The sequence below is a fragment of the Bacillus luti genome, from assembly GCF_009739945.1.
Classification (GTDB): domain Bacteria; phylum Bacillota; class Bacilli; order Bacillales; family Bacillaceae_G; genus Bacillus_A; species Bacillus_A luti.
The window spans coordinates 460,114-485,000 of sequence record NZ_CP040336.1; the positions used below are offsets into that span (position 1 = coordinate 460,114).

The following is a 24,887-nucleotide window of genomic DNA, read 5'->3' on the forward strand; positions in this document are numbered from 1 at the left end:
GAAAAGTCACAGTGTACTTAAAAATATAGTATAATATACAAAAAAGAAAGAATATTCTGTTCTCTCTAGTGGAGGAGGTTGCATCATGGGGAAGCGCGGGAAAGTATGGTTAGCTGTTAGTGGCTTAGTAGCGACAAAAGATGGCAGGTGGCTATTCGTTAAGAAGAAATACAGTGGATTAAAGGGGAAATGGTCTTTGCCGGCTGGTTTTGTGAATGAAGGTGAGACGGTTGATGAAGCTGTGAAACGTGAAGTGTTAGAAGAGACAGGCATTGTCGCTCATGTGAAGGGCATCATTGGTGTTCGATCGGGCGTTATTCGTAATGAGATTAGTGATAATATGATTATTTTCCTTTTGGAGCCTGAAGGGGAAAATATTATTGTACAGGAGAAGGAATTGTCTGAAGTAGCGTTTTTACATCCAGAGACTATTGCGGACGATCCAAATACGTCTGTGCTTATTCAATATTTACTAGAAGGACGATCAGAACTACATCTTGAAATGGACAAAACATTAAATCCAGGAGAGCAATTTGGTTATACGGCGTATCACGTGTTTACGGCGCATGCGAAGGAGAGGGAGAAGAAGTGAGTATACCGGTATTACTTATTTCAATGATGCTATTCTTTATTTTGTTTTTTGGAATTGGATTTTTACTCAACATGATATTGCGAGCTACATGGGTAATGGTTATTGTGTATCCGATTGTTTGTATGCTCATTATTAATAAAGCGAGTGTGTGGGATTATTTTTCAAAGCCAAAAGAAACATTTTCTTCATTTGGGACAAGTGTATCGCATTTAGGACAAGCAGATGTATTTATTTTATCTACGGGGTTAGTAGGGGCTGCTTTAGCGGGAATCGTCATTAAGAAACTTCGGAACAGTGGATATCAAATGTTTTAATCTCCAATTTACTTGGAGATTATTTTTTTGCATATTCCTTCATCGTATAGGGAATGATTAACGATGAAGGAGTGTGGAATATAAAAATGTTAAAACGATATTGTATTCGCATTATGATGACTTGTTTACTTGTATCCGCATTATGCGTAACATGGAATGCTTTCACAGGAGTTTCTTTATTAGAGATTGTAAAGAAATATGAGGGAACGAGTGCAAAAGAAGTACATGCAGCAGAAGTCAAAAAAAATGTTGCTCCGAGTAAAGAAGTGATAAATGCTTTAGAACAGGCAAATGACTGGTCTAAATATCGTACAATTGAAATGACGGCAACGGGTTATACTTCAGGAGTGGAGTCGACTGGTAAGAGTCCAGGGCATCCGGAGTATGGTATTACATATTCAGGTGTGAAAGCGAAACGGGATTTATATTCCACAATCGCAGCGGATTTACGCGTATTTCCGATTGGAACGATTCTATTCATTCCAGATTATGGGTATGGGGTTGTTGCTGATAAGGGCGGTGCTATAAAAGGAAACCGTCTTGATTTATACTATGATACGGTGAAAGATGTTTATAGCCAATGGGGTAAGAAAAAAGTAAATGTATATGTAGTGAAAATAGGAAATGGTAAGTTTACAGAAGAAGAGTTAACGATGTTAAATGAAGATGAAACGATGCAAGTGTTTCGAGGACAATATTTAAAGCAAAGATAGTCTAGTGATAATAGCACTAGACTTTTTTAATTTCATAATAGATAAAATTGGATGAGCGTGGATGTTATATATGACATAACAGAATTTAGAATTGTCGCATTTTATCGAAAATAAAGTTATAATAAAGACAGAGTAGAGAAACTTAGGGGGTCTGAACATGTTTCAAGTACAAAAAGAATTAGCAGGTCATGAAGCGGTAATTGTTGCTTTATTTGAAGAAGATAAAACGAGTAGTTTTGTACAAGAGCTGGATAAAGCATTTGAAGGACAATTACAAGTTTTATTAGAAGAAAAAGAACTTTCTACGAAGAAAAAGGTTATTTCAAAAGTACATAGTTTAGGGAAAACAAATGTGAAACGTTATTATTTTGTCGGTTTAGGTAAGAAGGAGTCTTACACGACAGAAACGTTACGTGCGGCTCTTGGTAAGGCGTTTAAAACACTGCAAGCAGCAAAAGTACAAGATGCAGCGATCTTACTAGACTCTTTCGTAACAGAGAAATTGGATGCGATTGATGTAGCTCATATTGCAGCAGAAGTACAAGGTCTTGGTACATATGAATTACAAACGTATAAAACAGATAAAAAGGATCGTGTAGAGCTAGAGAAGTTCACGGCTATTACAGCGGAAGATGCACAAGAAATTGAAGCTGCATTAACAGTTGGCTACGTACATGGACGTGCAACAAATTCAGCTCGTACGCTTGTAAATATGCCGCCAAACGTATTAACAGCGACGAAACTTGCTGAGTACGCTGTTGAGTTAGCGGAAAAATATGATATGGATTATAAGGTTCTTGAGAAAGAAGAGATGGAAGAGCTTGGTATGGGTGCATTACTTGCAGTAAACCAAGGTTCTACTGAGCCACCGAAAATGATTGCTCTTATTTATAAAGGAAAAGAAGAGTGGACAGATGTAATTGGATTCGTTGGAAAAGGAATTACATACGATACAGGTGGTTATTCTTTAAAACCGCGTGAAGGCATGGTAGGTATGAAAGGTGATATGGGCGGCGCAGCTTCTGTTTTAGGTGCGATGGAGATCATTGGAGAACTTCGCCCAGAGCAAAACGTGATTGCTGTTATTCCTTCAACTGATAACGTTGTAAGTGGTACAGCATTTAAGCCAGACGATGTGATTACATCTATGAGTGGAAAAACAATTGAAGTATTAAATACAGATGCAGAAGGTCGCTTAGCGTTAGCTGACGGTATTACGTACGCGAAAAAACTTGGTGCAAACTACCTTATTGATGTTGCAACATTAACAGGTGGTGTAATTGTTGCACTTGGAAATCATACGACAGGCGCAATGACAAATAATGAAGAACTATTTGAACAAGTGTTAGAAGCTTCAATGGAAACGGATGAGCCAATTTGGCAATTACCGATTTTTGACCGTGATAAAGAACGTGTGAGAAATAGTAAATTTGCTGATTTAAATAACTCACCAGGCCGTGAAGGACATGCAGTGATGGCGGGTACATTCCTAGGTGAATTTGCAGAAGATACACCGTGGGTACACTTAGATATAGCTGGAACATCTGAAACAACAGGTGCGCATGATTTAGGACCAGCCGGTGCAACAGGTGCAATGGTACGTACACTAGCAACACTTGTTGAACGTTTTGGAGAAGAATAATTTTTGGAAGAAAAGGCTGTCTCAAATGTTTGAGACAGCCTTTTCTTTTTTTGTATAAATGGATTTATTCTACAATTTCATTCGTCTTATAAAGAAATTGTATATAAGGTCCCATTTAAAGCAAATGAAGTGCGACCTGTTTCTTCAGAGACAACTAATATAAGTGCATCGCTTTGTTCTGATAAGCCAATTGCAGCTCTATGACGTGTTCCTAGCTCAGAATCAACCTCGGTACTTTTCGTTAATGGAAGAATATTTGCTGCTGAGACAATATGATTATTTTTAATGAGAACGGCTCCGTCATGAAGGGGGTTACCTGGATAAAAAATGGATTCGAGCAATGGTGCTGTTAAATGAGCGTTTAACGTTGTTCCGGTTTGTATGAAAGGATGGAGCGTCTCGTTTCGTTCCACAACAATAAGAGCACCATGTTTTCGGGCGCTTAAATGCTGGACAGCTATCGTAATGAACTGTGAGCTTTCCGTATAAGGTGATAAATAAGCTTGAATATAGTATGTAGCTGCCAATGTTTGTACATTTGCTAACATATGATGAATATCTTCCATTTTGCACAAAATACATTCATCTTCTTTATCGATTGCTTGTCTCATAATCGATAGTTCCTTTTCAGCAATTTCAATCATTTGTTTTGTTTGTATTTTGAGTTCTTCTGACAAGCCCCATTCTTGCATAATCCTCATTCCCTTTGGTGGAGTATTTAAGCATAGTGTATACAAATATTCCTAGTAAAATCCTGTTAGATTTTAAAAAATATTGAGATACAGGTTGTTTTTTTCATATAATAAAGGTAAGACAAATGAGAGGAGATAGAAGAATGAATTGGAAACAAGAATTTAGTCGCTGGCTTTCATATGCAGATTTAGATGCAGAATTAAAAGAACAGCTAGAAAACATGAAACAAGATGAGAAGAAAATTGAAGACAGCTTTTATAAAAATTTAGAGTTTGGTACAGGTGGTATGCGTGGTGAACTTGGTGCTGGTACGAATCGTTTAAATGTATATACAGTTCGTAAAGCAACACAAGGATTAGCGAAGTTTATTGAAAAATTAGGTGAAGAAGCGAAGAAGCGCGGTGTTGTTGTAGCGTATGATTCTCGTCATAAATCACCTGAGTTTGCAATGGAAGTAGCTGCTACACTTGGTGCACATGGTATTACAACATATGTGTTTGAAAGCTTACGTCCAACGCCAGTGCTTTCTTTCGCAGTTCGTCATTTACATACAGTGAGTGGAATCGTTCTTACGGCAAGTCATAATCCGCCTGAATATAATGGATATAAAGTGTACGGTGAAGATGGTGGGCAGTTGCCTCCAAAAGAAGCTGATGAATTAATTAGCTATGTAGACGCAGTAGAAGATGAATTAACAGTTGAGGTTGCAGATGTGGAGCAATTAAAAGCTGACGGTTTATTACATATTATTGGACAAGAAGTAGATGATGCATATGCTGCAGAATTGAACAATGTCATTATTAATAAAGAAATGGTACAAAATGTTGGGAAAGACTTAAAAATCGTCTTTACACCATTACACGGAACATCAAATATTTCTGTACGCCGTGGTTTAGAAGAAGTTGGATTTACAGATGTAACAGTAGTAAAAGAGCAAGAGTTACCAGATCCGAACTTCTCTACAGTAAAATCACCAAACCCAGAAGAACATGCTGCTTTTGAGTATGCGATTCGTGACGGTGAAAAAATCGGAGCTGATGTGTTAATCGCAACGGATCCTGACGCAGACCGTCTTGGTGTAGCTGTTCGTAATCATGATGGTGAGTTCCAAGTATTAACTGGAAACCAAACAGGTGCATTAATGCTGGATTACTTATTGTCTCAAAAGAAAGAAAACGGAACACTTCCAGAGAACGGTGTTGTATTAAAAACAATCGTAACTTCTGAAATTGGTCGTACAATTGCAAAAGCATACGGTTTAGACACAGTTGATACGTTAACTGGATTTAAATTTATCGGTGAGAAAATTAAACAGTATGAAGAAAGCGGACAATATGAATTCCAATTCGGTTATGAGGAAAGCTATGGTTATTTAATCCGCCCATTCTGCCGTGATAAAGATGCAGTACAATCTGTTCTATTTGCATGTGAAGTAGCTGCATACTACAAATCACAAGGCAAAACGTTATACGATGGTCTATTAGAAGTATTTGAGAAGTACGGTTTCTTCCGTGAAGATCTTGTATCATTAACGTTAAAAGGAAAAGACGGAGCGGAACAAATTCAAAAGATGATGGCAACATTCCGTGAAAATCCTCCGAAGGAAGTAGCTGGCTTAACAGTCGTAGCAGTTGAAGATTATAAAGCAAGCATCGTTACATCTTTACAAGATGGACATAAAGAAGAGATTCACTTACCGAAATCAAATGTGTTAAAATATCAATTAGAGGACGGTTCTTGGTTCTGCTTACGTCCATCTGGAACAGAACCGAAGATCAAGTTCTACTTTGGTGTACAAGATAATTCTTTACAAAATAGTGAACAAAAGTTACTTACTATTAAAGAAGATATTATGAATCGTTTATAATATAAAGTAATTTTAAGTAGTAGGGAGCAAAAGGGAGCGAAATCTCCCTTTTGTTCTATGTAAGGAAATAATCGTTATTGATTCTGACAGAAGAGAGGGTATTTTGTGATGAAAAAAGTAAGAAAAGCCATAATCCCAGCAGCTGGATTAGGAACACGTTTTTTACCAGCAACAAAAGCAATGCCAAAAGAAATGTTGCCGATAGTAGATAAACCAACTATCCAATACATCGTAGAAGAAGCAATACAATCAGGAATCGAAGATATTATTATCGTTACTGGTAAAACTAAGCGCTCTATTGAAGATCATTTTGATAATGCATTTGAGTTAGAGCAAAACTTATTAGAAAAGAAAAAGTATGAGTTACTTGAAAAAGTACAGGCTTCTTCAAAAATGGTAGACATTCATTATATTCGTCAAAAAGAACCAAGAGGATTAGGACACGCTGTTTGGTGTGCACGTAAATTCATCGGTGATGAGCCATTTGCTGTTTTACTAGGTGATGATATCGTTCAAGCTGAAAAACCATGTTTACGTCAATTAATCGAAGAATATGATAAAACGCTTTCTTCTGTTATTGGTGTACAAACGGTTCCAGAAGATGAAACACACCGTTACGGAATTATTGATCCGTTAGAGCAAGAAGGACGTCGTTACCAAGTTCGCAATTTCGTTGAGAAACCAGCAGCAGGTACAGCACCTTCAAACTTAGCAATTATGGGACGTTATGTTTTAACGCCTGAAATTTTCATGTTCTTAGAACAGCAAAATGTCGGCGCTGGCGGTGAAATTCAGTTAACAGATGCAATCCAAAACTTAAATGAAATTCAACGTGTATTTGCTTACGATTTCGAAGGAAAACGCTACGACGTAGGTGAAAAGTTAGGATTCGTTCAAACGACAATCGAAATGGCCCTGCAACACCCAGAATTACGTGGTGACATGGTTACAATGATGCAGAGAATTTTAGCAGAACATACGAATCAAGAGTCTTAATATAAAAAAGGAGTTGTTCCTACTGGAACAACTCCTTTTTCTTATGAAATCGTTGAATGAGAATGCTGATAAGCAGAACGACGTACAGCGTAGTATATGCGAGGTGCGATAATAGCACCGATAATTGTAAAGACAATATCTTTTACTGCAAACCACATCATAATCATCCAAGCAGCTTTATAGCTCATATTACCGCCCATGAAGAGATTGACCGCTCCGTACATGTAAGTAGTACCGATAATATAAGTTAAAATAATTCCTGTGAAAGAGGCAATCGCAAATGTACGGAATGTTGGTCTTTCTTTTTGTTCTACTAATTTTCCGGATACGTAAGCAACAATAATAAATGCGATAATAAAACCACCAGTAGGGTCTAAAAGTGCCCCGAATCCAGCTTTGAAGTTAGCGAAGATTGGTGCGCCGGCTACGCCAACGAGCATATATACCGTCATTGATAATGCCCCAAGTCTACTTCCAAGAAGAAGTCCTGCTAAAATCGCGAAAAATGGTTGCATAGATAATGGGACGCCCGCTACTTGTAAGAATGGTGCCCAAGATACAATGTTTGCACCGATGGCCATAAGAGCAACGAACATGGCAGCTAATGCTAAATCTAAAACGTGAAATCTTCTCATAATGTTAACCTCCTGTTGTTTTTAGGTTAACATTATCGTAGCGAAACTATTTACTTGTTGTCAATTAAAATATTTTGATAAGAAGGTTTCAAATAGTCTCTTAGCAACGTATATGGAATACGAAATTGTGGAATTCCACTTGAATAAGGAGCAATCTCATATAAAGGGAAATAAATGACGAGATTGTCCGGTTCTAAAAAGAAGTGGAATTTTTTCGTACTCATTACCTTTTCAGTTGCATCAGGAAAATAAATGCTTTCATTTCGTTTAATTTGTCTTACAATCTCTGCACGAACTACTTCTTTGTATTTATCCTCTTGCTGAAATAAATCGTCTAAGTGTAGTAATTTTTTTTCGTTTAAATCAAATGTGTTTGCTTTCCACGTATAAAGACCGTGTGCTCCGCCTGTATATTGATAGTAATTCACATATAAGCTGAGAAAAGGTGGTTTATTTAAAGAAACTTTATAGTCAACATTTGCTACGTATGGATGAAATGGATTACTAGACCCTTCTGTTTCTTTATAATATTTTTTGGCGTCTTTTTCTAATTTGCTTTTAAACTTATCCGTAGATTTTTTGTAATAGAAATTGAGCTTCTGTTGAAATTTAGAGTCGGAAAAGTTGTGAAAGGAAGGTCTGTTAATTTGATATTCTATATAAGGTTTCTTACCTTTTTGCGTGACAGTCTTCACATCGATTGTCAGGTTGGATGCTTTGGCTGCTAGTGTACAATTTGGTACAATAGTCAGCAAGGAGAACATGAGCAGTAGTATACAGAATTTCTGTTTCATTTAGGTGAAACCTCCTTATATAAGTGTTATAGGTAGTTTGAAAACAAATAGGTAAAATTATACATTCAATTAAAACGAGAGAAGGGGGAAACGAGATGGCAAAAACTTTAATGGATTCGCTTGGGATTGAGTTGTTAGAGATGACAGAAGATAAGGTGGTTGCTACGATGCCCGTTGATGAGCGTACGCATCAGCCGTTTGGATTTTTACACGGGGGTGCATCCCTTGCATTAGCAGAAACAGTGGCAAGTGTCGGTTCATACAATTTAATTGATCAAGAGAAATGTATTTGTTTCGGTTTAGAAATTAATGCAAATCATATTCGTTCAAAGCAAGATGGAATTGTAACAGCAATCGGGACACCAATACATAGAGGGAATTCAACGATGGTTTGGGATATTCGTATCATTGATGAAAATGATGACTTATTATGTATTTCAAGATGTACAGTAGCAATTAAAGAAAAACGTGGAAAATAAAAAAGAGGCTGCTCAGGTAGAGCGGCCTCTTTTTCTTATAATTAGAACTGGATTTTCTTCTCTAAGAAACCTTTTAGTTCGCTAATTGGCATACGAACTTGTTCCATTGTGTCACGGTCACGTACTGTAACAGCTTTGTCTTCAACTGAGTCGAAGTCGTATGTGATACAGAATGGAGTACCGATTTCGTCTTGACGACGGTAACGTTTACCGATAGAACCAGTCTCGTCAAAGTCTACCATGAAGTCTTTAGCTAATTCAGCGAATACTTCAGTAGCACCTTCAGATAGCTTTTTAGATAATGGTAAGATTGCTGCTTTGTATGGTGCTAAAGCAGGGTGGAAACGAAGAACTGTACGAGAGTCGTTCTCTAATTGCTCTTCTTCATATGCATCACATAAGAATGCTAATGTTACACGGTCTGCACCTAAAGATGGCTCGATGCAGTATGGTACGTAACGCTCATTCGTTTGTGGATCGATATAGTTAAAGTCTTCGTTAGAGTGTTCCATGTGACGTTTTAAATCGAAGTCTGTACGAGATGCTACGCCCCAAAGTTCGCCCCAACCGAATGGGAATTTGAACTCAATATCAGTTGTTGCGTTACTGTAGTGAGATAATTCTTCTTCACCGTGGTCACGAAGACGCATGCTTTCTTCGTGCATACCAAGTGAAAGTAACCAGTTCTTACAAGTTTCACGCCAGAATGCGAACCACTCTAAATCTTCACCAGGCTTACAGAAGAATTCAAGTTCCATCTGTTCGAATTCACGTGTACGGAATGTGAAGTTACCAGGCGTGATTTCGTTACGGAAACTCTTACCGATTTGGCCAATACCAAATGGAAGTTTTTTACGCATAGAGCGTTGTACGTTTTTAAAGTTTACGAAAATACCTTGTGCTGTTTCAGGACGAAGGAAGATTTCGTTTGTGCTAGACTCTGTAACACCTTGGAATGTTTTGAACATTAAGTTGAACTGACGAATTTCAGTGAATTCTTCGCTACCGCAATCAGGACATTTTACTTCATGTTCTTTCATTAAGTCAGCCATTTGGTCGAAAGTAAGACCATCAACAACCATTTCGATGCCTTTTGCATCTAAAGCATCTTCAATTAATTTGTCAGCGCGGTGACGAGCTTTACATTTTTTACAATCGATCATTGGATCGTTGAAGTTACCAACGTGACCAGAAGCGATCCAAGTTTTTGGGTTCATTAAAATAGCTGCGTCTAAACCAACGTTGTGTGGAGATTCTTGAATGAATTTTTTCCACCAAGCTTTTTTAACGTTATTTTTTAATTCGATTCCAAGTGGACCGTAATCCCAAGTGTTTGCAAGACCACCGTAAATTTCAGAACCAGGGAAAACAAAACCGCGATGTTTCGCTAAGTTTACTACTTGTTCCATTGAATACATAAGAAAATCCTCCTTTTGAAAGTTAACGTATTGGCGATGACGTGCTCAGATAACTTGTGAAACGCGCAGTATATGCTTTGAAAAACATAAAAAAACGCTCATCCCAAGGCTTAATTGCCTAGGGACGAGCGTTTGCCCGCGGTTCCACCCTAGTTGATACACAAAAGGGTGCATCCACTTTATCACGTATTGCTCGAGACTGCCGTTTCCTTGCGGCTTCAGGCTTTCACTATCCCTGAATCGCTTTTTGTGCAAGTACTTATAAGTCCGTCATCGCTACTTATATTAATAATAATGAACATATTCTAACACGTTCTTTTTTAAATCTCAATAGAGGAACGCGTCTATCTATGATAGAGTCTCGCCTATTTTTTCATTATCTATTCCATAATTTTGTTTAATGTGCTTAATTGCTTCACGTTTACTGAGCGGGGCAAGCTCGTTATTTTGCACGTATTCCCAAACGACATCTGGATTTGTTTTTGCGTATTCACGAAGGACCCAGCCAATCGCCTTTTGAATGAAAAATTCTTTTGAAGAATGTAGTTGTCCAATAATCCAAAAAAGAAGTTCTTCATCCATTTTTTCTTTATATTTCAGTTGGAATAAAATAGCGGTGCGTTGTAACCATATGTTGTCGGATGCAATCCATTTTGGAATATAGGCAGAAATTAATTCTGGATGTTTTAAAAAGATACCACCTAAAAATGTAGGGACGATGCTATCAACAGAATCCCACCAAGACTTCGTGACAATGAGTTCTTCTAAGAAGGGGATATGAGTTTCGTTTATATGCTTTTTATATTTTTGCATAATATCAAGAGCGGCTGCTTGAAATTCACGCTCTGGTAAGTCCCAAAGTTCACGTATGATAATTTGGAAGTCTTTTTTATCTGGGAGAGTATGGATTTGAATGACGTCTTTTAATAATTGTCTTCTCTCGGGAGTTTGAATACCGAGAAACGGGAAGTGATTTTTCATATAACGTGCCATCGGTTCTGCTTTTTCAGGATTTTGATGAGCTGTAAAATGTTCTTGTAATGCTTGTACAAATGGATGCATAAGTGTTTTCTCCTCTCTCATTATCTTGCTCCTATCATTATACAGAGAGTTTGGTTAATTTTTAAAACATAACTTGCAGTGTAATGAAATATGTTGAAAGTAGAGAGGAGAGGATAAGATGGAAGATCAAGGCGTACTAGCAGGTTTCTTTGCTCTTAGTTTTGCGTTTATTCTTGTTATATTAATTTGGGCAATTATTTCGTATTTGTTAACGGCTTTTGCACTGTATACGATGGCGAAAAATGATGGTGCAACGGATGGTGTTCTTGCTTTTATTCCTTTTGTAAATAGTAAGATATGGGGCGACTTAGCGAAAGATAAATTACCCGATTTCTTGAAAGAAGAAGCAGGATGGAAAGTATTCGGCATATATGTCGCATGTTTCATTTTTAATTTCGTACCAATTCTATATTTAATAGCAACAGCTGTATCGATTGTGTTGTCCATTTATCTCATCTACGCTATTTTAGACAGGTACGGAACGAACTCTATATTATTTACGATTATTCATACCATCACATTTTCAGTGTTCTTGCCGATTCATTTGTTCATTATTCGAAATGAGCCGGTGAGGTATAAGGAGTAGTATATATAATATTTGAGACAGAAAAAGCGCCCTGAAAGCAGGGCGCTTTTTTCTACTACATAAGGTAGCGTAAATAAATATAAATATGAGAAATGATTAAAGAAACGATCATAATTGGGAAACCGACTTTTAAGAATTCCATGTAGCTAAATCTATGTCCCTCGCGATTTGCGATTCCAGCTACAATTACGTTAGCGGAAGCGCCGATTAATGTTCCGTTTCCACCTAGACAAGCTCCTAATGCTAATGCCCACCATAATACATCGATTTGTGCGTCAGAAGGTGATAAACCGAGCCCAACTGCCATATCGTTAATAAGCGGGATCATTGTTGCAACGAATGGAATGTTATCGATTGTTGCAGAGGCGATACCAGATACCCATAAAATAAGGATTGATGCTTGAGAAATATCTCCGCCTGTTATACCAATTACTTTTTGAGCAAGTGTTTTGATTAGGCCGATATCAATAAGTCCTCCAACGAGCACGAATAGCCCTGCGAAGAAGAAGATTGTTACCCACTCTACGCTTGCGAATACTTCTTCGATTTCATGTTCTTTCACACCGATTAACATAAGGACAGTAGCACCAGTTAAGGCGATGATAGCTGCATCAACGTGGAAAATGGAATGAGTCATGAAACCTACAATCGTAAGTCCAAGTACTGTTAAAGATTTTTTCATTAATACGGGATCTTTAATGTATTGTTTTTCATCTAAGCTCATTAACTTTTTAACTTGTACAGGATCAGCAATTAATTGTTTGCGGTACATGAAGTAAAGTATTGTTGCTGTCACACCAATAATAATAATTACGATTGGTGCTAAGTTTAGCAAGAACGCATTGAAGTCTAAATGCTTATTTGCAGAACCAATCATAATGTTAGGTGGATCACCAATTAAAGTTGCTGTTCCTCCAATGTTTGAAAAAATAATTTCCGAAAGTAAATATGGAACAGGATTTACTTGCAGTATGCGCGTAATAGATAAAGTAACTGGAACAACAAGAAGTACAGTTGTAACGTTATCTAAAAATGCGGAGCCAAGCGCGGTAAGTAAGGAAAGTGAAATTAAAATTTTAATTGGATCTCCTTGTGCTCCTTTTGCTGCTTTAATGGCAACGTATTGGAAAACACCGGATTTACTCGTAATGTTCACCAAAATCATCATACCGATGAGTAGTGTAATTGTCCCCCATTCGATATGTTTCGTAAAGGCGTTGTGTAAATCAACGACTCCCACAATTACCATGAGTGCTGCACCAAGAAGTGCGATGACAGCGCGATTAATTTTTTCAGAAATAATAATGGCATATGTAATTAAAAAGACTGCGATAGCAAAATAATACTGCCAGTTTGCGAGCTCTTGCGTTGTTTCGTGCAAAACTCTCATCTCCTTTCATTCACTTTTCTTAGTGTGTCAAAAATTAACTAGATGAAACACACATACCGTCATTATAAAGTAGGAAAATGGCGGATGTAAATGAAAGGGGGTATTTTGTCATATTTTCTGCATAGGTCATTTTTTCTTATTTTTAAAAATATTTGTGGGCATTTGACATATATATAAGATACATCCAATCTGAATATTTAAAATAGAATTAGCATTCGAGCTTGTTCGTGTAAGAGTATCAAATAGAAAGGAATGATAAAAATGATAAGGAAGGGATCGTATGGATGAACAACGATTTTTATTTTTGGATTTTGAGTTTACGATGCCCCAGCACAGAAAAAAACCAAAAGGGTTTTTCCCGGAGATTATTGAGGTAGGGCTCGTTTCAGTTGTTGGCTGTAAGGTTGAAGACACGTATTCAGCTCATGTTAGGCCGAAGACTTTTCCTTCTTTAACGGATCGATGTAAGAAATTTTTAGGGATTAAACAAGAAGTCGTAGATAAAGGAATTTCGTTTCCAGAACTTGTTGAAAAACTTGCAGAATATGAAAAGAGATGTAAACCGACCATTGTTACGTGGGGAAATATGGATATGAAAGTGTTGAAGCATAATTGCGAAATGGCGGGAGTACCTTTTCCATTCTTCGGACAATGTCGTGATTTATCACTTGAGTATAAGAAGTTTTTTGGAGAAAGGAATCAAACAGGGTTGTGGAAGGCAATTGAGGCATATGGAAAAGTAGGGACAGGAAAGCATCATTGTGCGCTTGATGATGCGATGACGACATATAATATTTTTAAATTAGTAGAAAAAGATAAAGAGTATTTAGTGAAACCCGCACCTCCAACATTAGGGGAACTCGTTGATTTTTCAAAAGTGTTAAAGAAAGTGAGTACACAGTAACGACCAAATTGCACAGTATGTAATTTGGTCGTTTTGTTTTTTAAAGTTTGTAATCTTGTTTCAATTGCGCTAGTGTTTCAAGACTACGTGTTGCAAAAGGTGAATCATCTTCAGAAAATGAATTCATTTGAGTTTCTAATGCTAATTTGAGTGAATCTGTATAATCTGGAATTTCTCCTTCATATTTCTTCACCATTTGCTCTGGAATGTTCGTCTGTTCACGGAAAGCTAAAGCGCGTCTTTCATGGAAAAATGGTACGTCAGCTTGTTTTACGTTATGTAGATCACCTTGCACCGGATGTTTTAAAACAGCTAATACTTTTACAATGTAACTACCAGGACGGCTATTTGTAATTTCGCCGATGTATTTTCCTGTTTTATAAATACCAGTAACGATTTCACCAATTTCAAATGTTTCTCTCATATTTTTCACCTCAAGTTTATAGTAAGGAAAGTGTGAGAAGGAGTCAAAGAAATGATTTGCTTTCGGAGCGACCCTTGAGAATATGGATAGGTTCCACTATAATTTAAGATGATATAACAGAAAATTCTGATGTTTTTTATAAATCCTCTGATAAGGAGTGTTCCGTATGATGCCTTTATATTTTCCAGAAGATAAGACAGAATATATTATTCCAGGGATCGTTTGCGTGCTATTTATTATCGGTGCGGTTGCGACGTGGCGCATGTTTATTCGCGTTTCCAAACGAGAAGCGGAGCGATTACAAAAAGTAGAAGAAAAACTTTTAGCTGAAAAGAAACAGTAATGCATTTTTGTATGTTTCCCTCTATGCTCGGACAATCTAAGGGCAGAATGTATTTTGGAGGGAATAGAATGAAAAGACGGCTTTTTTTCAGTTGTTGTTTATTATTTCTGATGGCAGGTTGTGACCAAGGAAAGCCGAAAGAAATTGACGTGAAATTACATAATGCTTCAGGAGATGAAGTGGCAACTGCAAAAGTAGTTCAGCAAACAAGCGGAGTGAAAATTACGATTAAAGGGGAAGGTTTCACGCCAGGTGCGCACGGCATACATGTACATGAAATTGGAGAATGTAAAGCACCTCGTTTCGAATCATCGGGGAATCATTTTAATCCAGATGATAAAAAACATGGGCTTCTCAATCCGAAGGGTCCGGAAAATGGGGATTTGCCGAATATAACTGCAGACGGTTCAGGAAAGATTAAAGCGGAAATCGATGCACCGCATATAACGCTTGAAGAAGGAAAAACGACGATCCATAGAAAAGATGGCGCGTCTATTATTATTACAGAAAATCCAGATGATGGCATGACGCAACCAACAGGTAAATCAGGTGATCGAATTGCTTGTGGTGTAATTGTGAAAAAAGCATCGGATATGAAGAAGAAGTAGAAGCTACCTTTCACGGTAGCTTTTTTGTTAAACGTCGATAGTAGCAACTATAAATAAAAGGAGGTTGCCTTAACAAATGGGGCAGCCTCCTTTGCTATTATGAAAATGTATGGCGCAGTCTGTTTAGAATTTCCTCCAAAACAGATCTTGGACAACCGATGTTAATTCGAATATGTTCTTCTCCGCCTAATCCGTACTTCTCGCCAGGTTCAACTATTAGTTTTCCTTTTTCCTCAAGTAATGTGGTGCGCTCATGTTGAGAAAGGTTTAGGCGAGAGCAATCAATCCATAATAAAAAGCTACCTTCTGGCTTTGTAACAGAAAGGGTAGGTATGTGCGTTTCAATGTATTCACATGCAAAACGAGCATTCTCTTCTACATATAAACGGATTTCACTTAACCAATCATTACATTCTGTATAGGCGCTTTGCATCGCGGTATAAGCAAATGTATTTAGCCCATGGAACCCTTGGCGATATTGAATAGACATAAAGGTGTTGCGTAGTGTTTCATTCGGAATAATAATGATAGATGCTTGTAATCCAGCTATATTGAACGTTTTGCTTGGAGCCATGCAAGTAATGGTGCGTGCTGCTAATTCTTCAGATAAAGAAGCGAATGGTGTATGTGTACGGTCTCCGTAAATAATATCGGCATGAATTTCATCAGAGACAACAATTACATTATATTTTGTACATAACGTTCCAAGCTTCGTTAGTTCGTCTTTCGTCCAAACGCGTCCGATAGGATTGTGAGGACTACAAAGAAGCAGGAGTTTAATCCCTTGTTGAAATTGTTTTTCTAAATGGTCGAAGTCTATCATATATGCGCCATCTTGTTTATATAATGGACTCACGCATAATTGTCTGTTGTTTGTTGTAACCATTTCGAAAAATGGTGGATAAATAGGTGGTTGTACAAGAATGGATTCGTTTTCTTTTGTGAAAGCTTGTATGCTCGTACTAAGAGCTGGAACGATCCCTGCACTAAAGACAATCCATTCTTTTTGAATATCCCAGTTGTATTGTTTCTTTGCCCAATTACAAATAATATCCCCAATAGTTTCAGGTGGAAGTGTATAGCCGAAAATAGGATGCTCGATACGTTTCTTTAAAGCGGATTGAATGGGTTTTGGTACTTCAAAATCCATATCAGCAATCCAAGCGTGAAGAAGTTCTTCATTTTTGTAGGTATCCCATTTTGTACTATGTGTTCCACGTCGATTTACTGTTTTATGAAATAGTTGCATAAGTTTGCCCCCTTCTTCTGTAAAACCGTTGAGTTATGAAAGTTCTCTCTCTTCTTATAGAATAGCTGATGTGATAGGATAAAGAAAAGCATTAAAAAGTGAAAAGGCGGGAAGCGAATGGGTACATATGAAAAGATGATAGAGGTTGTGAAGAATTGGGATCCGTTTCAAATGGGACCGGAGTTTTATGAAACAGAGGCGAGCGATGTTTTGAACGTCGTAAGCGTGTTTGACGATCCAAAATACATCGCAAAGAAGATTCAACATATATACTTTATGTCTTTTGAGGAAGTGCCTGCGCTTGAAAAATGTGAGAAGTTAGCTGTGGAGTTACTTGTAATAAAAGAAGGCGGAAGTTGTTCATTATAGGCTGTCGGAATTTCCGACAGCCCTTTTTATATTATTGCGCGGAAAAAGCGATAATTTCTTCATAAACATGTTCAGGTTTCTCTTCAGGTAATAAATGTCCTGTATTTTCGTAAGAAACAAATTTCGAATTCGGTAAATCTTTGTGTAGACGATGACCTACATCTACAGGGACGACGCGATCTTTTTCACCCCAAATGAGTAGTGTAGGTGTTTGGATTTTTTGTAATTCAGTCGATGAGAGATCGCCTTCACGGTCGCGGATCATGCGAGTTAAGGCCGGGAATATACGGTTGTCATAAAAAGGAGCAGAGTAACCTTCCTTCATTTCATCGTCAATTAATGAGTGATCATGAACGACATTCATTAAGTTGTGAACAATGCCGCGTCGTATAATCCAGTTCTTTACGTACAAATGAAAGAACGGTAAATAAGAAGAATACAGCAAAGGTAAGGTTGCGCGTGCTAAATAGCTAGAGCTGCATAGTAAAATCGTCTTTGAGATGAGTTCAGGGCGTATACGATTTACATAAAGAGAAATTTGTCCTCCCATAGAATGCCCAACTAACACAATATTTGAGAGAGATAAATGTTCGATTAAATCAATAATAATCGTTGCTAAATTGTGATAAGAATACTTAAAGAGATGGGACTTATCACTTTTTCCGAACGGTGGTAAATCAAGAGCCAGTACTGTTCCTGCTTTTGATAGTAAAGGAATGAGACGGCGGTAACTGAATGAGGAAGATAAAAAGCCGTGAACGAGTACGAAAGTAGGACGTTCCGTTTTGTTATTATGTTCATACAATTCGTAATGAATCGTAGTGCCGCGAGTGGAAAAAGTGAAATAAGGACAATGATATTCGTGATTCATTTTTTGTCACTCCATTGATTTTTGTTCATATCATCTCCAAGGCAGAAAAAAATATGTTAACAAAAAAAGGCAAGATGACGATGTCATCTTGCCTTTCCGTTATTTATTATTACCCGCGAACAATATTAGGCGGTGTCTTTCCTTGTAATCCAGCGACTAAATTTTCAGCGGCTGTCATGGCCATCTGCTGCCTAGTTTTTAATGTTGCAGATCCGATGTGCGGCAAAGTTACAACATTTTGTAACGATAAGAGCGGATTGTTTTTTTGGACCGGCTCTTGTGTAAAAGTATCGATGCCTGCTGCAAAGATTTTCTTTTCTGTTAACGCATGGATTAACGCTTCTTCATCTACTGTTTTCCCGCGAGAAGCATTAATGAAGATTGCTGTTTCTTTCATTAATGAAAATTCCTTTTCTCCGATAAGATGATACGTTTCATCTGTTAATGGAGTAAGAAGAACAATAAAGTCAGATTGTTTTAGTAGCGTCTGTAAATCACAATATGTAGCATCAAATTTTTGTTCAGCTTCTTCTTTACGGCGACGGTTATAATAAAGAACATTCATATCAAATCCGAATTTTGCTCGTTTTGCAACGGCTTCTCCAATTCGGCCCATACCGATAATACCGATGGTGCTATGGTGCACATCTAGTCCGAAGTGCTCTTTTCCAATTTCGGCATTCCATTCACCATTTTTTACGTAAGAGTCGAGTTCGCAAACGCGGCGCCCAGCAGATAACATAAGAGCGAAAACGAGGTCAGCTACTGTATCATCTAGTACGTATGGTGTATTCGTACCGATAACATTTCGCTTTTCCATCGCTTGTAAATCAAAATTATCGTAACCGACAGAAATGTTGCTCACTACTTTTAAGTTAGGAGCGACTTCTAATAATTCTTCATTAATAGCAGATCCGAAATTTAACAAACCATCTTTATCTTGTATTTTCTCCAATAGAACATCACGAGGTACTTTCTCATTTTGCTCCCATTTTTCATAATCGCAGTGTTCTGATAAATAGTTTTCTACAAATGTTGGAACTGGTTCAGCAATATAAACTTTTGGTTTCACGGTTCCATCCCCTTTCACTTTATCCTGCATGTTTCCACTGATTAAAGTTTCACTTTACCAAGCTTTAACGAGCAGTAAGACTTCCACCTAAAAAGACGGTTGAGGCAAAGAAATGAGGTGGGAGATCAACTGCTCGTAAAGGCCCGATTGGTGAAGGCTAATAATCCATGGGGTGAACCTTTCCATGGATTAAAGTTTCACTTTATTTTGACATAATTCACTAAAAAAAGCTTCTTTTCAAACTGGAAAAGGTATTTGTATAATTTAGACACAAGAGAAAAGGGAGGATGATTTATATGGTGACTGAAAAAGAATTAGAATTATTAGCTTGTCTTGAAAAAAGTAGTCGATTATCTGTAGATACATTAGCGAAGCTGTTAAATATAGAAGTAGAAGAAGTAAAGAAAATGGTTGAGAAATTAGAAGCGGAAAAAATTATTGTGGATTATGTAACACATATCGATTGGACGAAGGTGAAAGAACATACGGGCTTAACGGCGATGATTGATGTGAAAGTTACGCCAAAGCATGGCGTTGGATTTGATGCAGTTGCTGAACAAATTTATCGTTATTCAGAAGTGAAATCTGTGTATTTAATGTCAGGGACATATGATCTTTCTATTACATTAGAAGGAAAGACGATGGGAGAAGTAGCGATGTTTGTTTCAGAGAAATTAGCAACAATTGAATCTGTCGTTTCTACAACAACTCATTTCATTTTGAAGAAGTATAAACATGAGGGAATTATTTATGAAAAAAACGATGATGATAAGCGAATTGTGGTGACACCATGAAGCAGTTTGAACTATCTAGAGCAGCAGAATCTTTACAACCATCTGGTATTCGAAAGTTTTTCGATTTAGCAGCAAATATGAAAGGTGTTATTTCACTTGGGGTAGGGGAACCAGACTTCGTTACACCTTGGAATGTAAGGCAAGCATGTATTCGTTCTTTAGAACAGGGATATACATCATATACAGCAAATGCAGGATTATTGGAGCTCCGTCAAGAAATAGCAAAGTATCTAAAAAAACAATTTGCAGTATCTTATGATCCAAACGAAGAAATCATTGTTACAGTTGGAGCGAGCCAAGCGTTAGATGTAGCGATGCGCGCCATTATAAATCCGGATGATGAAGTGCTCATTATTGAACCAAGCTTCGTTTCGTATGCGCCACTTGTAACATTAGCTGGAGGAGTTCCAGTTCCTGTGGCGACTACTTTAGAAAACGAGTTTAAAGTACAACCAGAGCAAATTGAAGCAGCTATTACCGCAAAAACAAAGGCAATTTTACTTTGTTCACCAAATAACCCAACAGGTGCAATGTTAAATAAAGCCGAACTTGAAGAAATAGCAGTGATTGTGGAGAAATACAATTTAATCGTATTATCTGATGAAATTTATGCAGAGCTTGTATATGACGAAGTGTATACGAGTTTCGCGAGCATTCAAAATATGCGTGAACATACGATTTTAATTTCGGGATTTTCAAAAGGATTTGCGATGACGGGGTGGCGCCTCGGGATGATTGCAGCTCCTGTTCAATTTTCGGAATTAATGCTCAAAATTCATCAATATTCCATGATGTGTGCACCGACTATGTCTCAGTTTGCAGCACTTGAAGCATTACGCGCAGGGAATGATGAAGTAATTCGGATGAGAGATAGCTATAAGAAACGTCGTAATTTTATGACGACATCTTTCAATGAAATGGGCTTAACATGTCATTTGCCGGGCGGCGCATTTTATGTCTTTCCTTCTATTTCTTCAACTGGATTATCTTCAGCGGATTTTGCAGAACAGTTATTATTAGAAGAAAAAGTCGCTGTCGTCCCTGGAAGTGTATTTGGCGAAAGTGGTGAAGGATTTATTCGTTGTTCGTATGCAACATCGCTTGAACAACTGCTGGAAGCAATGAAGAGAATGGAACGATTCGTAGAGAATAAAAAAAGGACAAAACATAATACGTTTTGTCCATAAAAGGGGGGGAATACTAGAAAGCCATGTGTTAGTATTCTATCCCAATATTGGAGAATTATACTTACCTAATGAAATTTTTTCATGATTTTTGAATGAGTTCTGTCATAGTGGTATAATTTACTAATATAAGGTATGCGTATCCTAGGTAGCTTTCTTACGGTACGTACTAACTAATCGGATATTTAACAATAAATACATCTGCTTTGCTATCTACAATTGTAGAGAAAATGGTAAACGTATGGGAGTGTTTCATATGTCAGAACAATATACAACAGGAGTGGTTGTAACAGGGAAAGTGACTGGAATTCAAGATTACGGTGCATTTGTAGCGTTAGATGCAGAAACACAAGGACTTGTGCATATATCTGAAATTACAAATGGATATGTAAAGGATATTCATGACTTTTTAAAAGTCGGCGATACAGTAGAAGTAAAAGTACTTTCAATTGATGAAGAACACAGAAAAATGAGTTTATCGTTAAAAGCGGCGAAAAGAAAACAAGGACGGATTCTTATACCGAATCCATCTGAAAATGGATTTAATACGCTGCGAGAAAAGCTAACAGAATGGATTGAAGAATCGGAGTTAACAAAGTAAAAGAGGAGCGCATATGAGCGTTCCTCTTTTACTTTATATTATGATATATATTTGCAAATATGATTGCATGCAATCATATTCGTATGTCGGAGGTGAAATAAAGACATACTGACTAGCGAATTTCGTTTGTTTCTGGGTGCGTACCAAGATTTTCAGATGGTTTAAAGAGTAAACCGAGATTGATAAGCCCAGAAATACCAACGATGCCGTAAATAATACGTGCGAGAGCTGAGTTTTGTCCACCGAAAATGGCAGCTACTAAGTCGAACTGGAAGAACCCGATCAGTCCCCAGTTCACGGCACCAATAACAGTAAAGACTAATGCGATACGTTGCAGAGTACTCATGAAAAAGCCCCCCTTTAATTGTGAAGCATGAGCAAGCGATGAGTTAATCAACTCTTTTATAGAATGGTGTAGTTATGTTGTTTTTATACATAAAAAATGTTCGAAATAGGATGTATATACATCTATACCGAAAAATGCGAATTTTTATGCAAAAAATGAACTTTTTCTAAAAAATATATATTGGTTACGTTTACAAGGGTTGAATCGCTTGATTTAAAACTTCAGTTTCGCTAAAGTGAATACAGAAATACATATCCATAATTGGAGGGAAAAAGATGAGTACACATGTAACGTTCGACTATTCTAAAGCGTTATCCTTCATCGGTGAGCATGAAATCACTTATTTACGTGATGCAGTGAAAGTAACACATCACGCAATCCACGAAAAAACTGGAGCTGGGAACGATTTCCTTGGGTGGGTAGACCTTCCGCTTCAATATGACAAAGAAGAATTTGCTCGCATTCAAAAATGCGCAGAAAAAATTAAAAATGACTCTGACATTTTACTTGTTGTAGGTATCGGTGGTTCTTACCTAGGAGCACGTGCAGCAATCGAAATGTTAAACCATTCTTTCTACAACACACTTTCTAAAGAACAACGTAAAACTCCACAAGTGCTATTTGTTGGACAAAACATTAGCTCCACTTACATGAAAGATTTAATGGATGTATTAGAAGGTAAAGACTTCTCTATTAACGTTATTTCCAAATCAGGTACAACAACAGAGCCGGCACTAGCATTCCGTATTTTCCGTAAGTTATTAGAAGAAAAGTATGGAAAAGAAGAAGCTCGCAAACGTATTTATGCAACGACAGATAAAGCGCGTGGTGCATTAAAAACATTAGCTGATAATGAAGGTTACGAAACATTCGTTATTCCAGATGATGTTGGAGGACGTTTCTCTGTATTAACGCCAGTTGGTTTATTACCAATCGCAGTAAGTGGCTTAAATATTGAAGAGATGATGAAAGGTGCAGCTGCTGGTCATGATGACTTCGGAAAATCAGAACTAGAAGAAAACCCAGCTTACCAATACGCAGTAGTTCGTAATGCTTTATACAATAAAGGAAAAACAATTGAAATGCTTGTTAACTATGAGCCAGCACTTCAATACTTCTCTGAATGGTGGAAACAGTTATTTGGTGAAAGTGAAGGAAAAGATCAAAAAGGTATTTTCCCATCTTCAGCAAACTTCTCAACTGACTTACACTCATTAGGTCAATACGTTCAAGAAGGTCGTCGTGACTTATTTGAAACAGTTCTAAAAGTAGGTAAATCTACACATGAACTAACAATCGAATTAGAAGACAACGATTTAGACGGATTAAACTACCTTGCTGGTGAAACTGTAGACTTCGTAAACACAAAAGCATACGAAGGTACATTACTTGCACATAGCGATGGCGGAGTACCAAACTTAATCGTAAACATTCCTGAATTAAATGAGTACACATTCGGTTACCTTGTATACTTCTTCGAAAAAGCATGTGCGATGAGCGGCTACTTATTAGGCGTAAATCCATTTGACCAACCTGGAGTAGAAGCATACAAGAAAAACATGTTTGCTTTACTTGGTAAACCAGGATTTGAAGAATTAAAAGCAGAATTAGAAGAGCGTTTAAAATAATAAAAAGCGACCGTAATCCGGTCGCTTTTTATTATTTTATCCCGCTATTTGCCGGGCAGTAAGACCCCCACCTCAAAATTCAGCGAGAGCAAAGAAATTAGGTAGGGGATCAACTGCCCGTAAAAGCCCGATTGGTGTGGGCTAATAATCAGTGGGGGATGAAGAAAACCCCCACTGATTAAAGTTTCACTTTATCGAAAAGTCCATCGGTATATTCAAACTGGAATGGGTATGCTAAAGGAAAAGTCTAGGAGGGATGGACTTGATTCCGATTCAATCAAAGTTAGAAGGACGTACATATGCGTTATATAAGTTAGAAGAGGTTATGAAGCCACTTGGGTATAGCATTGGTGGCAATTGGGATTACGATAAAGGGTGCTTTGATTATAAAATTGATGAAGAAGATGGGTATCAATTTTTACGAGTCCCGTTCACAGCAGTAGATGGAGAACTAGATGTACCTGGTGTAGTAGTCCGTCTTGAAACGCCATATATTCTTTCTCATGTATATCAAGACGAACTAGATGATAATGTAAATACTTTAACAGCTGGAACAAGTGGGTTTGATCAATTTGCTGAACCGAAAGACCCAGATGGAGATGTGAAAAGAAAATATATCAATATTGGGAAAGTACTTATGCAGGAACTAGAAAATCATTTTCTTAATGGTGAATAACAATGAGTATGTCGCTTTCGATGAGAATGAAGGAATGGACAGGATTAATCATATATTGATCGTCACGCTTTACACCTAGTAAGAGAATGTTTTGTTTTAACAAGGTGTAGCTACAATTTGCGAAAGTTTGTCCGGTGCAGGATTGGGGTGGCTCCATCAGTTGTAATTTGTTATCAGAGATTTCATCGTAAAGAGAGAAGAGTACACCTGAAATGGAAGGGAATAAAAGAGAAGCGGTAAATACATGGCTAGTTAATTTATTTCCTTCTATAATTTCTGACGCGCCAGCTCTCGTTGCATTTTGGATTTGTTCAGTAGTAAGAAGTTCAGCGATGCAGTGAATGTTTTGGTTCAGTCCTTTTGCAGTTAAAATATTTAAAATGGACTCTGTATCAGCTAAGCTTTCGTTCTTCTCTTTATCGGCTGTTATTAATATAGTGTGAGCGGTTGTAATGTTAGCTTTTAGTAAAGTTTGATCATGATGCGGACAACCTTTTATAAATTCTAAATGATGAAATGGTTTTGGTAGTAAAGAAAGTGTTTCATCAATTAAAACGATATCAAGATTTGGCTGTAATATATGCATTTGTTTTACAACATGTTTTGCACGTTCATTCCAGCCAACGATAATCATATG

At 37.4% G+C, this 24,887-nt stretch carries 29 protein-coding genes (1 of these 29 running past the window's edge); 17 read left to right on the top strand and 12 right to left on the bottom strand.

The window, feature by feature from the left end:
- The first annotated feature begins 85 nt into the window (after positions 1-85).
- The 4 genes from EUC40_RS02335 to pepA all read left to right on the top strand — a co-directional run bounded on the left by EUC40_RS02335 (position 86) and on the right by pepA (position 3,261).
- Positions 86-592, top strand: coding sequence for an NUDIX hydrolase (locus tag EUC40_RS02335; protein WP_071712656.1), 507 nt, complete (start codon positions 86-88; stop codon positions 590-592).
- The gene (locus EUC40_RS02340) at positions 589-906 is read left to right on the top strand and encodes a YuiB family protein (protein ID WP_000027020.1); all 318 of its coding nucleotides are present in this window, start codon (positions 589-591) and stop codon (positions 904-906) included. Before EUC40_RS02335 ends, EUC40_RS02340 begins: the two co-directional genes overlap by 4 nt.
- Before the next feature lie 86 nt (positions 907-992).
- Positions 993-1,619 (top strand): 3D domain-containing protein, encoded by a 627-nt coding sequence (locus EUC40_RS02345; protein ID WP_156573473.1) that lies wholly within the window; start codon positions 993-995, stop codon positions 1,617-1,619.
- Between the two features lie 157 nt (positions 1,620-1,776).
- Entirely contained in the window at positions 1,777-3,261 is a 1,485-nt protein-coding gene (gene pepA, locus EUC40_RS02350) for a cytosol aminopeptidase (protein WP_156573475.1), read from the top strand.
- 86 nt (positions 3,262-3,347) lie between these two features.
- Here the strand turns inward: pepA and cdaS are convergent, their stop codons facing one another.
- Entirely contained in the window at positions 3,348-3,953 is a 606-nt protein-coding gene (cdaS, locus tag EUC40_RS02355) for a sporulation-specific diadenylate cyclase CdaS (protein ID WP_156573477.1), read from the bottom strand.
- A gap of 143 nt (positions 3,954-4,096) precedes the next feature.
- Here cdaS and EUC40_RS02360 point away from each other — a divergent pair, with 143 nt between their 5' ends.
- Both EUC40_RS02360 and galU read left to right on the top strand, forming a co-directional pair.
- Entirely contained in the window at positions 4,097-5,821 is a 1,725-nt protein-coding gene (locus EUC40_RS02360; protein WP_156573479.1) for a phospho-sugar mutase, read from the top strand.
- 108 nt (positions 5,822-5,929) lie between these two features.
- Positions 5,930-6,817, top strand: a complete 888-nt coding sequence (gene galU / locus EUC40_RS02365; protein WP_071712651.1) for a UTP--glucose-1-phosphate uridylyltransferase GalU — start codon at positions 5,930-5,932, stop codon at positions 6,815-6,817.
- A gap of 41 nt (positions 6,818-6,858) precedes the next feature.
- Here the strand turns inward: galU and EUC40_RS02370 are convergent, their stop codons facing one another.
- Positions 6,859-7,452, bottom strand: coding sequence for a biotin transporter BioY (locus EUC40_RS02370; RefSeq protein ID WP_071712650.1), 594 nt, complete (start codon positions 7,450-7,452; stop codon positions 6,859-6,861).
- 50 nt (positions 7,453-7,502) lie between these two features.
- Complete coding sequence (locus EUC40_RS02375) at positions 7,503-8,246, bottom strand: DUF3298 and DUF4163 domain-containing protein (RefSeq protein WP_156573481.1); 744 nt, start codon at positions 8,244-8,246, stop codon at positions 7,503-7,505.
- Between the two features lie 95 nt (positions 8,247-8,341).
- Here EUC40_RS02375 and EUC40_RS02380 point away from each other — a divergent pair, with 95 nt between their 5' ends.
- A complete protein-coding gene (locus EUC40_RS02380; protein ID WP_156573483.1) occupies positions 8,342-8,725 on the top strand; it encodes a hotdog fold thioesterase in 384 nt (127 codons plus the stop codon).
- A 41-nt stretch (positions 8,726-8,766) separates the two neighbouring features.
- Here EUC40_RS02380 and EUC40_RS02385 read toward each other — a convergent pair whose 3' ends face one another.
- Positions 8,767-10,143 carry a glycine--tRNA ligase gene (locus tag EUC40_RS02385; RefSeq protein ID WP_000287143.1) on the bottom strand — a complete coding sequence of 459 codons (1,377 nt, stop codon included), beginning with the start codon at positions 10,141-10,143 and terminating at the stop codon, positions 8,767-8,769.
- A gap of 348 nt (positions 10,144-10,491) precedes the next feature.
- The gene (locus EUC40_RS02390; protein WP_033665556.1) at positions 10,492-11,205 is read right to left on the bottom strand and encodes a DNA alkylation repair protein; all 714 of its coding nucleotides are present in this window, start codon (positions 11,203-11,205) and stop codon (positions 10,492-10,494) included.
- A 118-nt stretch (positions 11,206-11,323) separates the two neighbouring features.
- Here EUC40_RS02390 and EUC40_RS02395 point away from each other — a divergent pair, with 118 nt between their 5' ends.
- Positions 11,324-11,791: a hypothetical protein gene (locus EUC40_RS02395; protein ID WP_071712647.1), complete on the top strand. Its 468-nt coding sequence runs from the start codon at positions 11,324-11,326 to the stop codon at positions 11,789-11,791.
- 55 nt (positions 11,792-11,846) lie between these two features.
- Here the strand turns inward: EUC40_RS02395 and EUC40_RS02400 are convergent, their stop codons facing one another.
- The gene (locus EUC40_RS02400; RefSeq protein WP_000545229.1) at positions 11,847-13,172 is read right to left on the bottom strand and encodes an ArsB/NhaD family transporter; all 1,326 of its coding nucleotides are present in this window, start codon (positions 13,170-13,172) and stop codon (positions 11,847-11,849) included.
- 289 nt (positions 13,173-13,461) lie between these two features.
- Here EUC40_RS02400 and kapD point away from each other — a divergent pair, with 289 nt between their 5' ends.
- The gene (kapD, locus tag EUC40_RS02405) at positions 13,462-14,085 is read left to right on the top strand and encodes a 3'-5' exonuclease KapD (protein ID WP_071712646.1); all 624 of its coding nucleotides are present in this window, start codon (positions 13,462-13,464) and stop codon (positions 14,083-14,085) included.
- Between the two features lie 40 nt (positions 14,086-14,125).
- On the opposite strand, the gene kapB is transcribed toward kapD, so the two are convergent.
- On the bottom strand, positions 14,126-14,509 hold the full coding sequence (gene kapB / locus EUC40_RS02410) for a kinase-associated lipoprotein KapB (protein WP_156573485.1): 384 nt from the start codon (positions 14,507-14,509) through the stop codon (positions 14,126-14,128).
- A gap of 166 nt (positions 14,510-14,675) precedes the next feature.
- Between kapB and EUC40_RS26860 the strand changes: the two genes are divergently transcribed.
- A complete protein-coding gene (locus EUC40_RS26860; RefSeq protein ID WP_000982763.1) occupies positions 14,676-14,852 on the top strand; it encodes a hypothetical protein in 177 nt (58 codons plus the stop codon).
- Between the two features lie 68 nt (positions 14,853-14,920).
- Positions 14,921-15,460, top strand: coding sequence for a superoxide dismutase family protein (locus EUC40_RS02415; RefSeq protein WP_156573487.1), 540 nt, complete (start codon positions 14,921-14,923; stop codon positions 15,458-15,460).
- A gap of 97 nt (positions 15,461-15,557) precedes the next feature.
- Here the strand turns inward: EUC40_RS02415 and EUC40_RS02420 are convergent, their stop codons facing one another.
- Positions 15,558-16,709, bottom strand: a complete 1,152-nt coding sequence (locus tag EUC40_RS02420) for a MalY/PatB family protein (RefSeq protein WP_156573489.1) — start codon at positions 16,707-16,709, stop codon at positions 15,558-15,560.
- Positions 16,710-16,826: 117 nt separating this feature from the next.
- Between EUC40_RS02420 and EUC40_RS02425 the strand changes: the two genes are divergently transcribed.
- Positions 16,827-17,078 carry a YugE family protein gene (locus tag EUC40_RS02425; protein WP_000537630.1) on the top strand — a complete coding sequence of 84 codons (252 nt, stop codon included), beginning with the start codon at positions 16,827-16,829 and terminating at the stop codon, positions 17,076-17,078.
- A gap of 31 nt (positions 17,079-17,109) precedes the next feature.
- Here EUC40_RS02425 and EUC40_RS02430 read toward each other — a convergent pair whose 3' ends face one another.
- Both EUC40_RS02430 and EUC40_RS02435 read right to left on the bottom strand, forming a co-directional pair.
- Positions 17,110-17,949, bottom strand: a complete 840-nt coding sequence (locus tag EUC40_RS02430; protein ID WP_156573492.1) for an alpha/beta fold hydrolase — start codon at positions 17,947-17,949, stop codon at positions 17,110-17,112.
- Positions 17,950-18,058: 109 nt separating this feature from the next.
- Positions 18,059-19,051: a 2-hydroxyacid dehydrogenase gene (locus EUC40_RS02435; RefSeq protein ID WP_071712641.1), complete on the bottom strand. Its 993-nt coding sequence runs from the start codon at positions 19,049-19,051 to the stop codon at positions 18,059-18,061.
- Between the two features lie 266 nt (positions 19,052-19,317).
- On the opposite strand from EUC40_RS02435, the gene EUC40_RS02440 reads away from it, so the two are divergent.
- From EUC40_RS02440 to yugI, 3 genes are all read left to right on the top strand, one after another.
- A complete protein-coding gene (locus EUC40_RS02440) occupies positions 19,318-19,815 on the top strand; it encodes an Lrp/AsnC family transcriptional regulator (protein WP_000255699.1) in 498 nt (165 codons plus the stop codon).
- Positions 19,812-21,002 (top strand): aminotransferase, encoded by a 1,191-nt coding sequence (locus EUC40_RS02445; protein WP_071712640.1) that lies wholly within the window; start codon positions 19,812-19,814, stop codon positions 21,000-21,002. The genes EUC40_RS02440 and EUC40_RS02445 overlap by 4 nt, the downstream gene beginning before the upstream one ends.
- A 253-nt stretch (positions 21,003-21,255) precedes the next feature.
- Positions 21,256-21,600 carry a S1 domain-containing post-transcriptional regulator GSP13 gene (gene yugI, locus EUC40_RS02450; protein ID WP_000003765.1) on the top strand — a complete coding sequence of 115 codons (345 nt, stop codon included), beginning with the start codon at positions 21,256-21,258 and terminating at the stop codon, positions 21,598-21,600.
- Between the two features lie 112 nt (positions 21,601-21,712).
- Here yugI and EUC40_RS02455 read toward each other — a convergent pair whose 3' ends face one another.
- Positions 21,713-21,946 carry a DUF378 domain-containing protein gene (locus EUC40_RS02455; RefSeq protein ID WP_000105788.1) on the bottom strand — a complete coding sequence of 78 codons (234 nt, stop codon included), beginning with the start codon at positions 21,944-21,946 and terminating at the stop codon, positions 21,713-21,715.
- A 275-nt stretch (positions 21,947-22,221) separates the two neighbouring features.
- Between EUC40_RS02455 and EUC40_RS02460 the strand changes: the two genes are divergently transcribed.
- Both EUC40_RS02460 and EUC40_RS02465 read left to right on the top strand, forming a co-directional pair.
- A complete protein-coding gene (locus tag EUC40_RS02460) occupies positions 22,222-23,574 on the top strand; it encodes a glucose-6-phosphate isomerase (RefSeq protein ID WP_071712639.1) in 1,353 nt (450 codons plus the stop codon).
- Between the two features lie 262 nt (positions 23,575-23,836).
- Complete coding sequence (locus tag EUC40_RS02465; RefSeq protein WP_156573494.1) at positions 23,837-24,250, top strand: YugN-like family protein; 414 nt, start codon at positions 23,837-23,839, stop codon at positions 24,248-24,250.
- Here the strand turns inward: EUC40_RS02465 and EUC40_RS02470 are convergent.
- On the bottom strand, positions 24,237-24,887 hold the 3' portion of the coding sequence (locus tag EUC40_RS02470) for a potassium channel family protein (protein WP_156573496.1). 345 nt of this gene lie beyond the right edge of the window; only the last 651 of its 996 coding nucleotides appear in the window; its start codon lies beyond the right edge, outside the window — the gene reads right to left on this strand; the stop codon is at positions 24,237-24,239. The genes EUC40_RS02465 and EUC40_RS02470 overlap by 14 nt on opposite strands.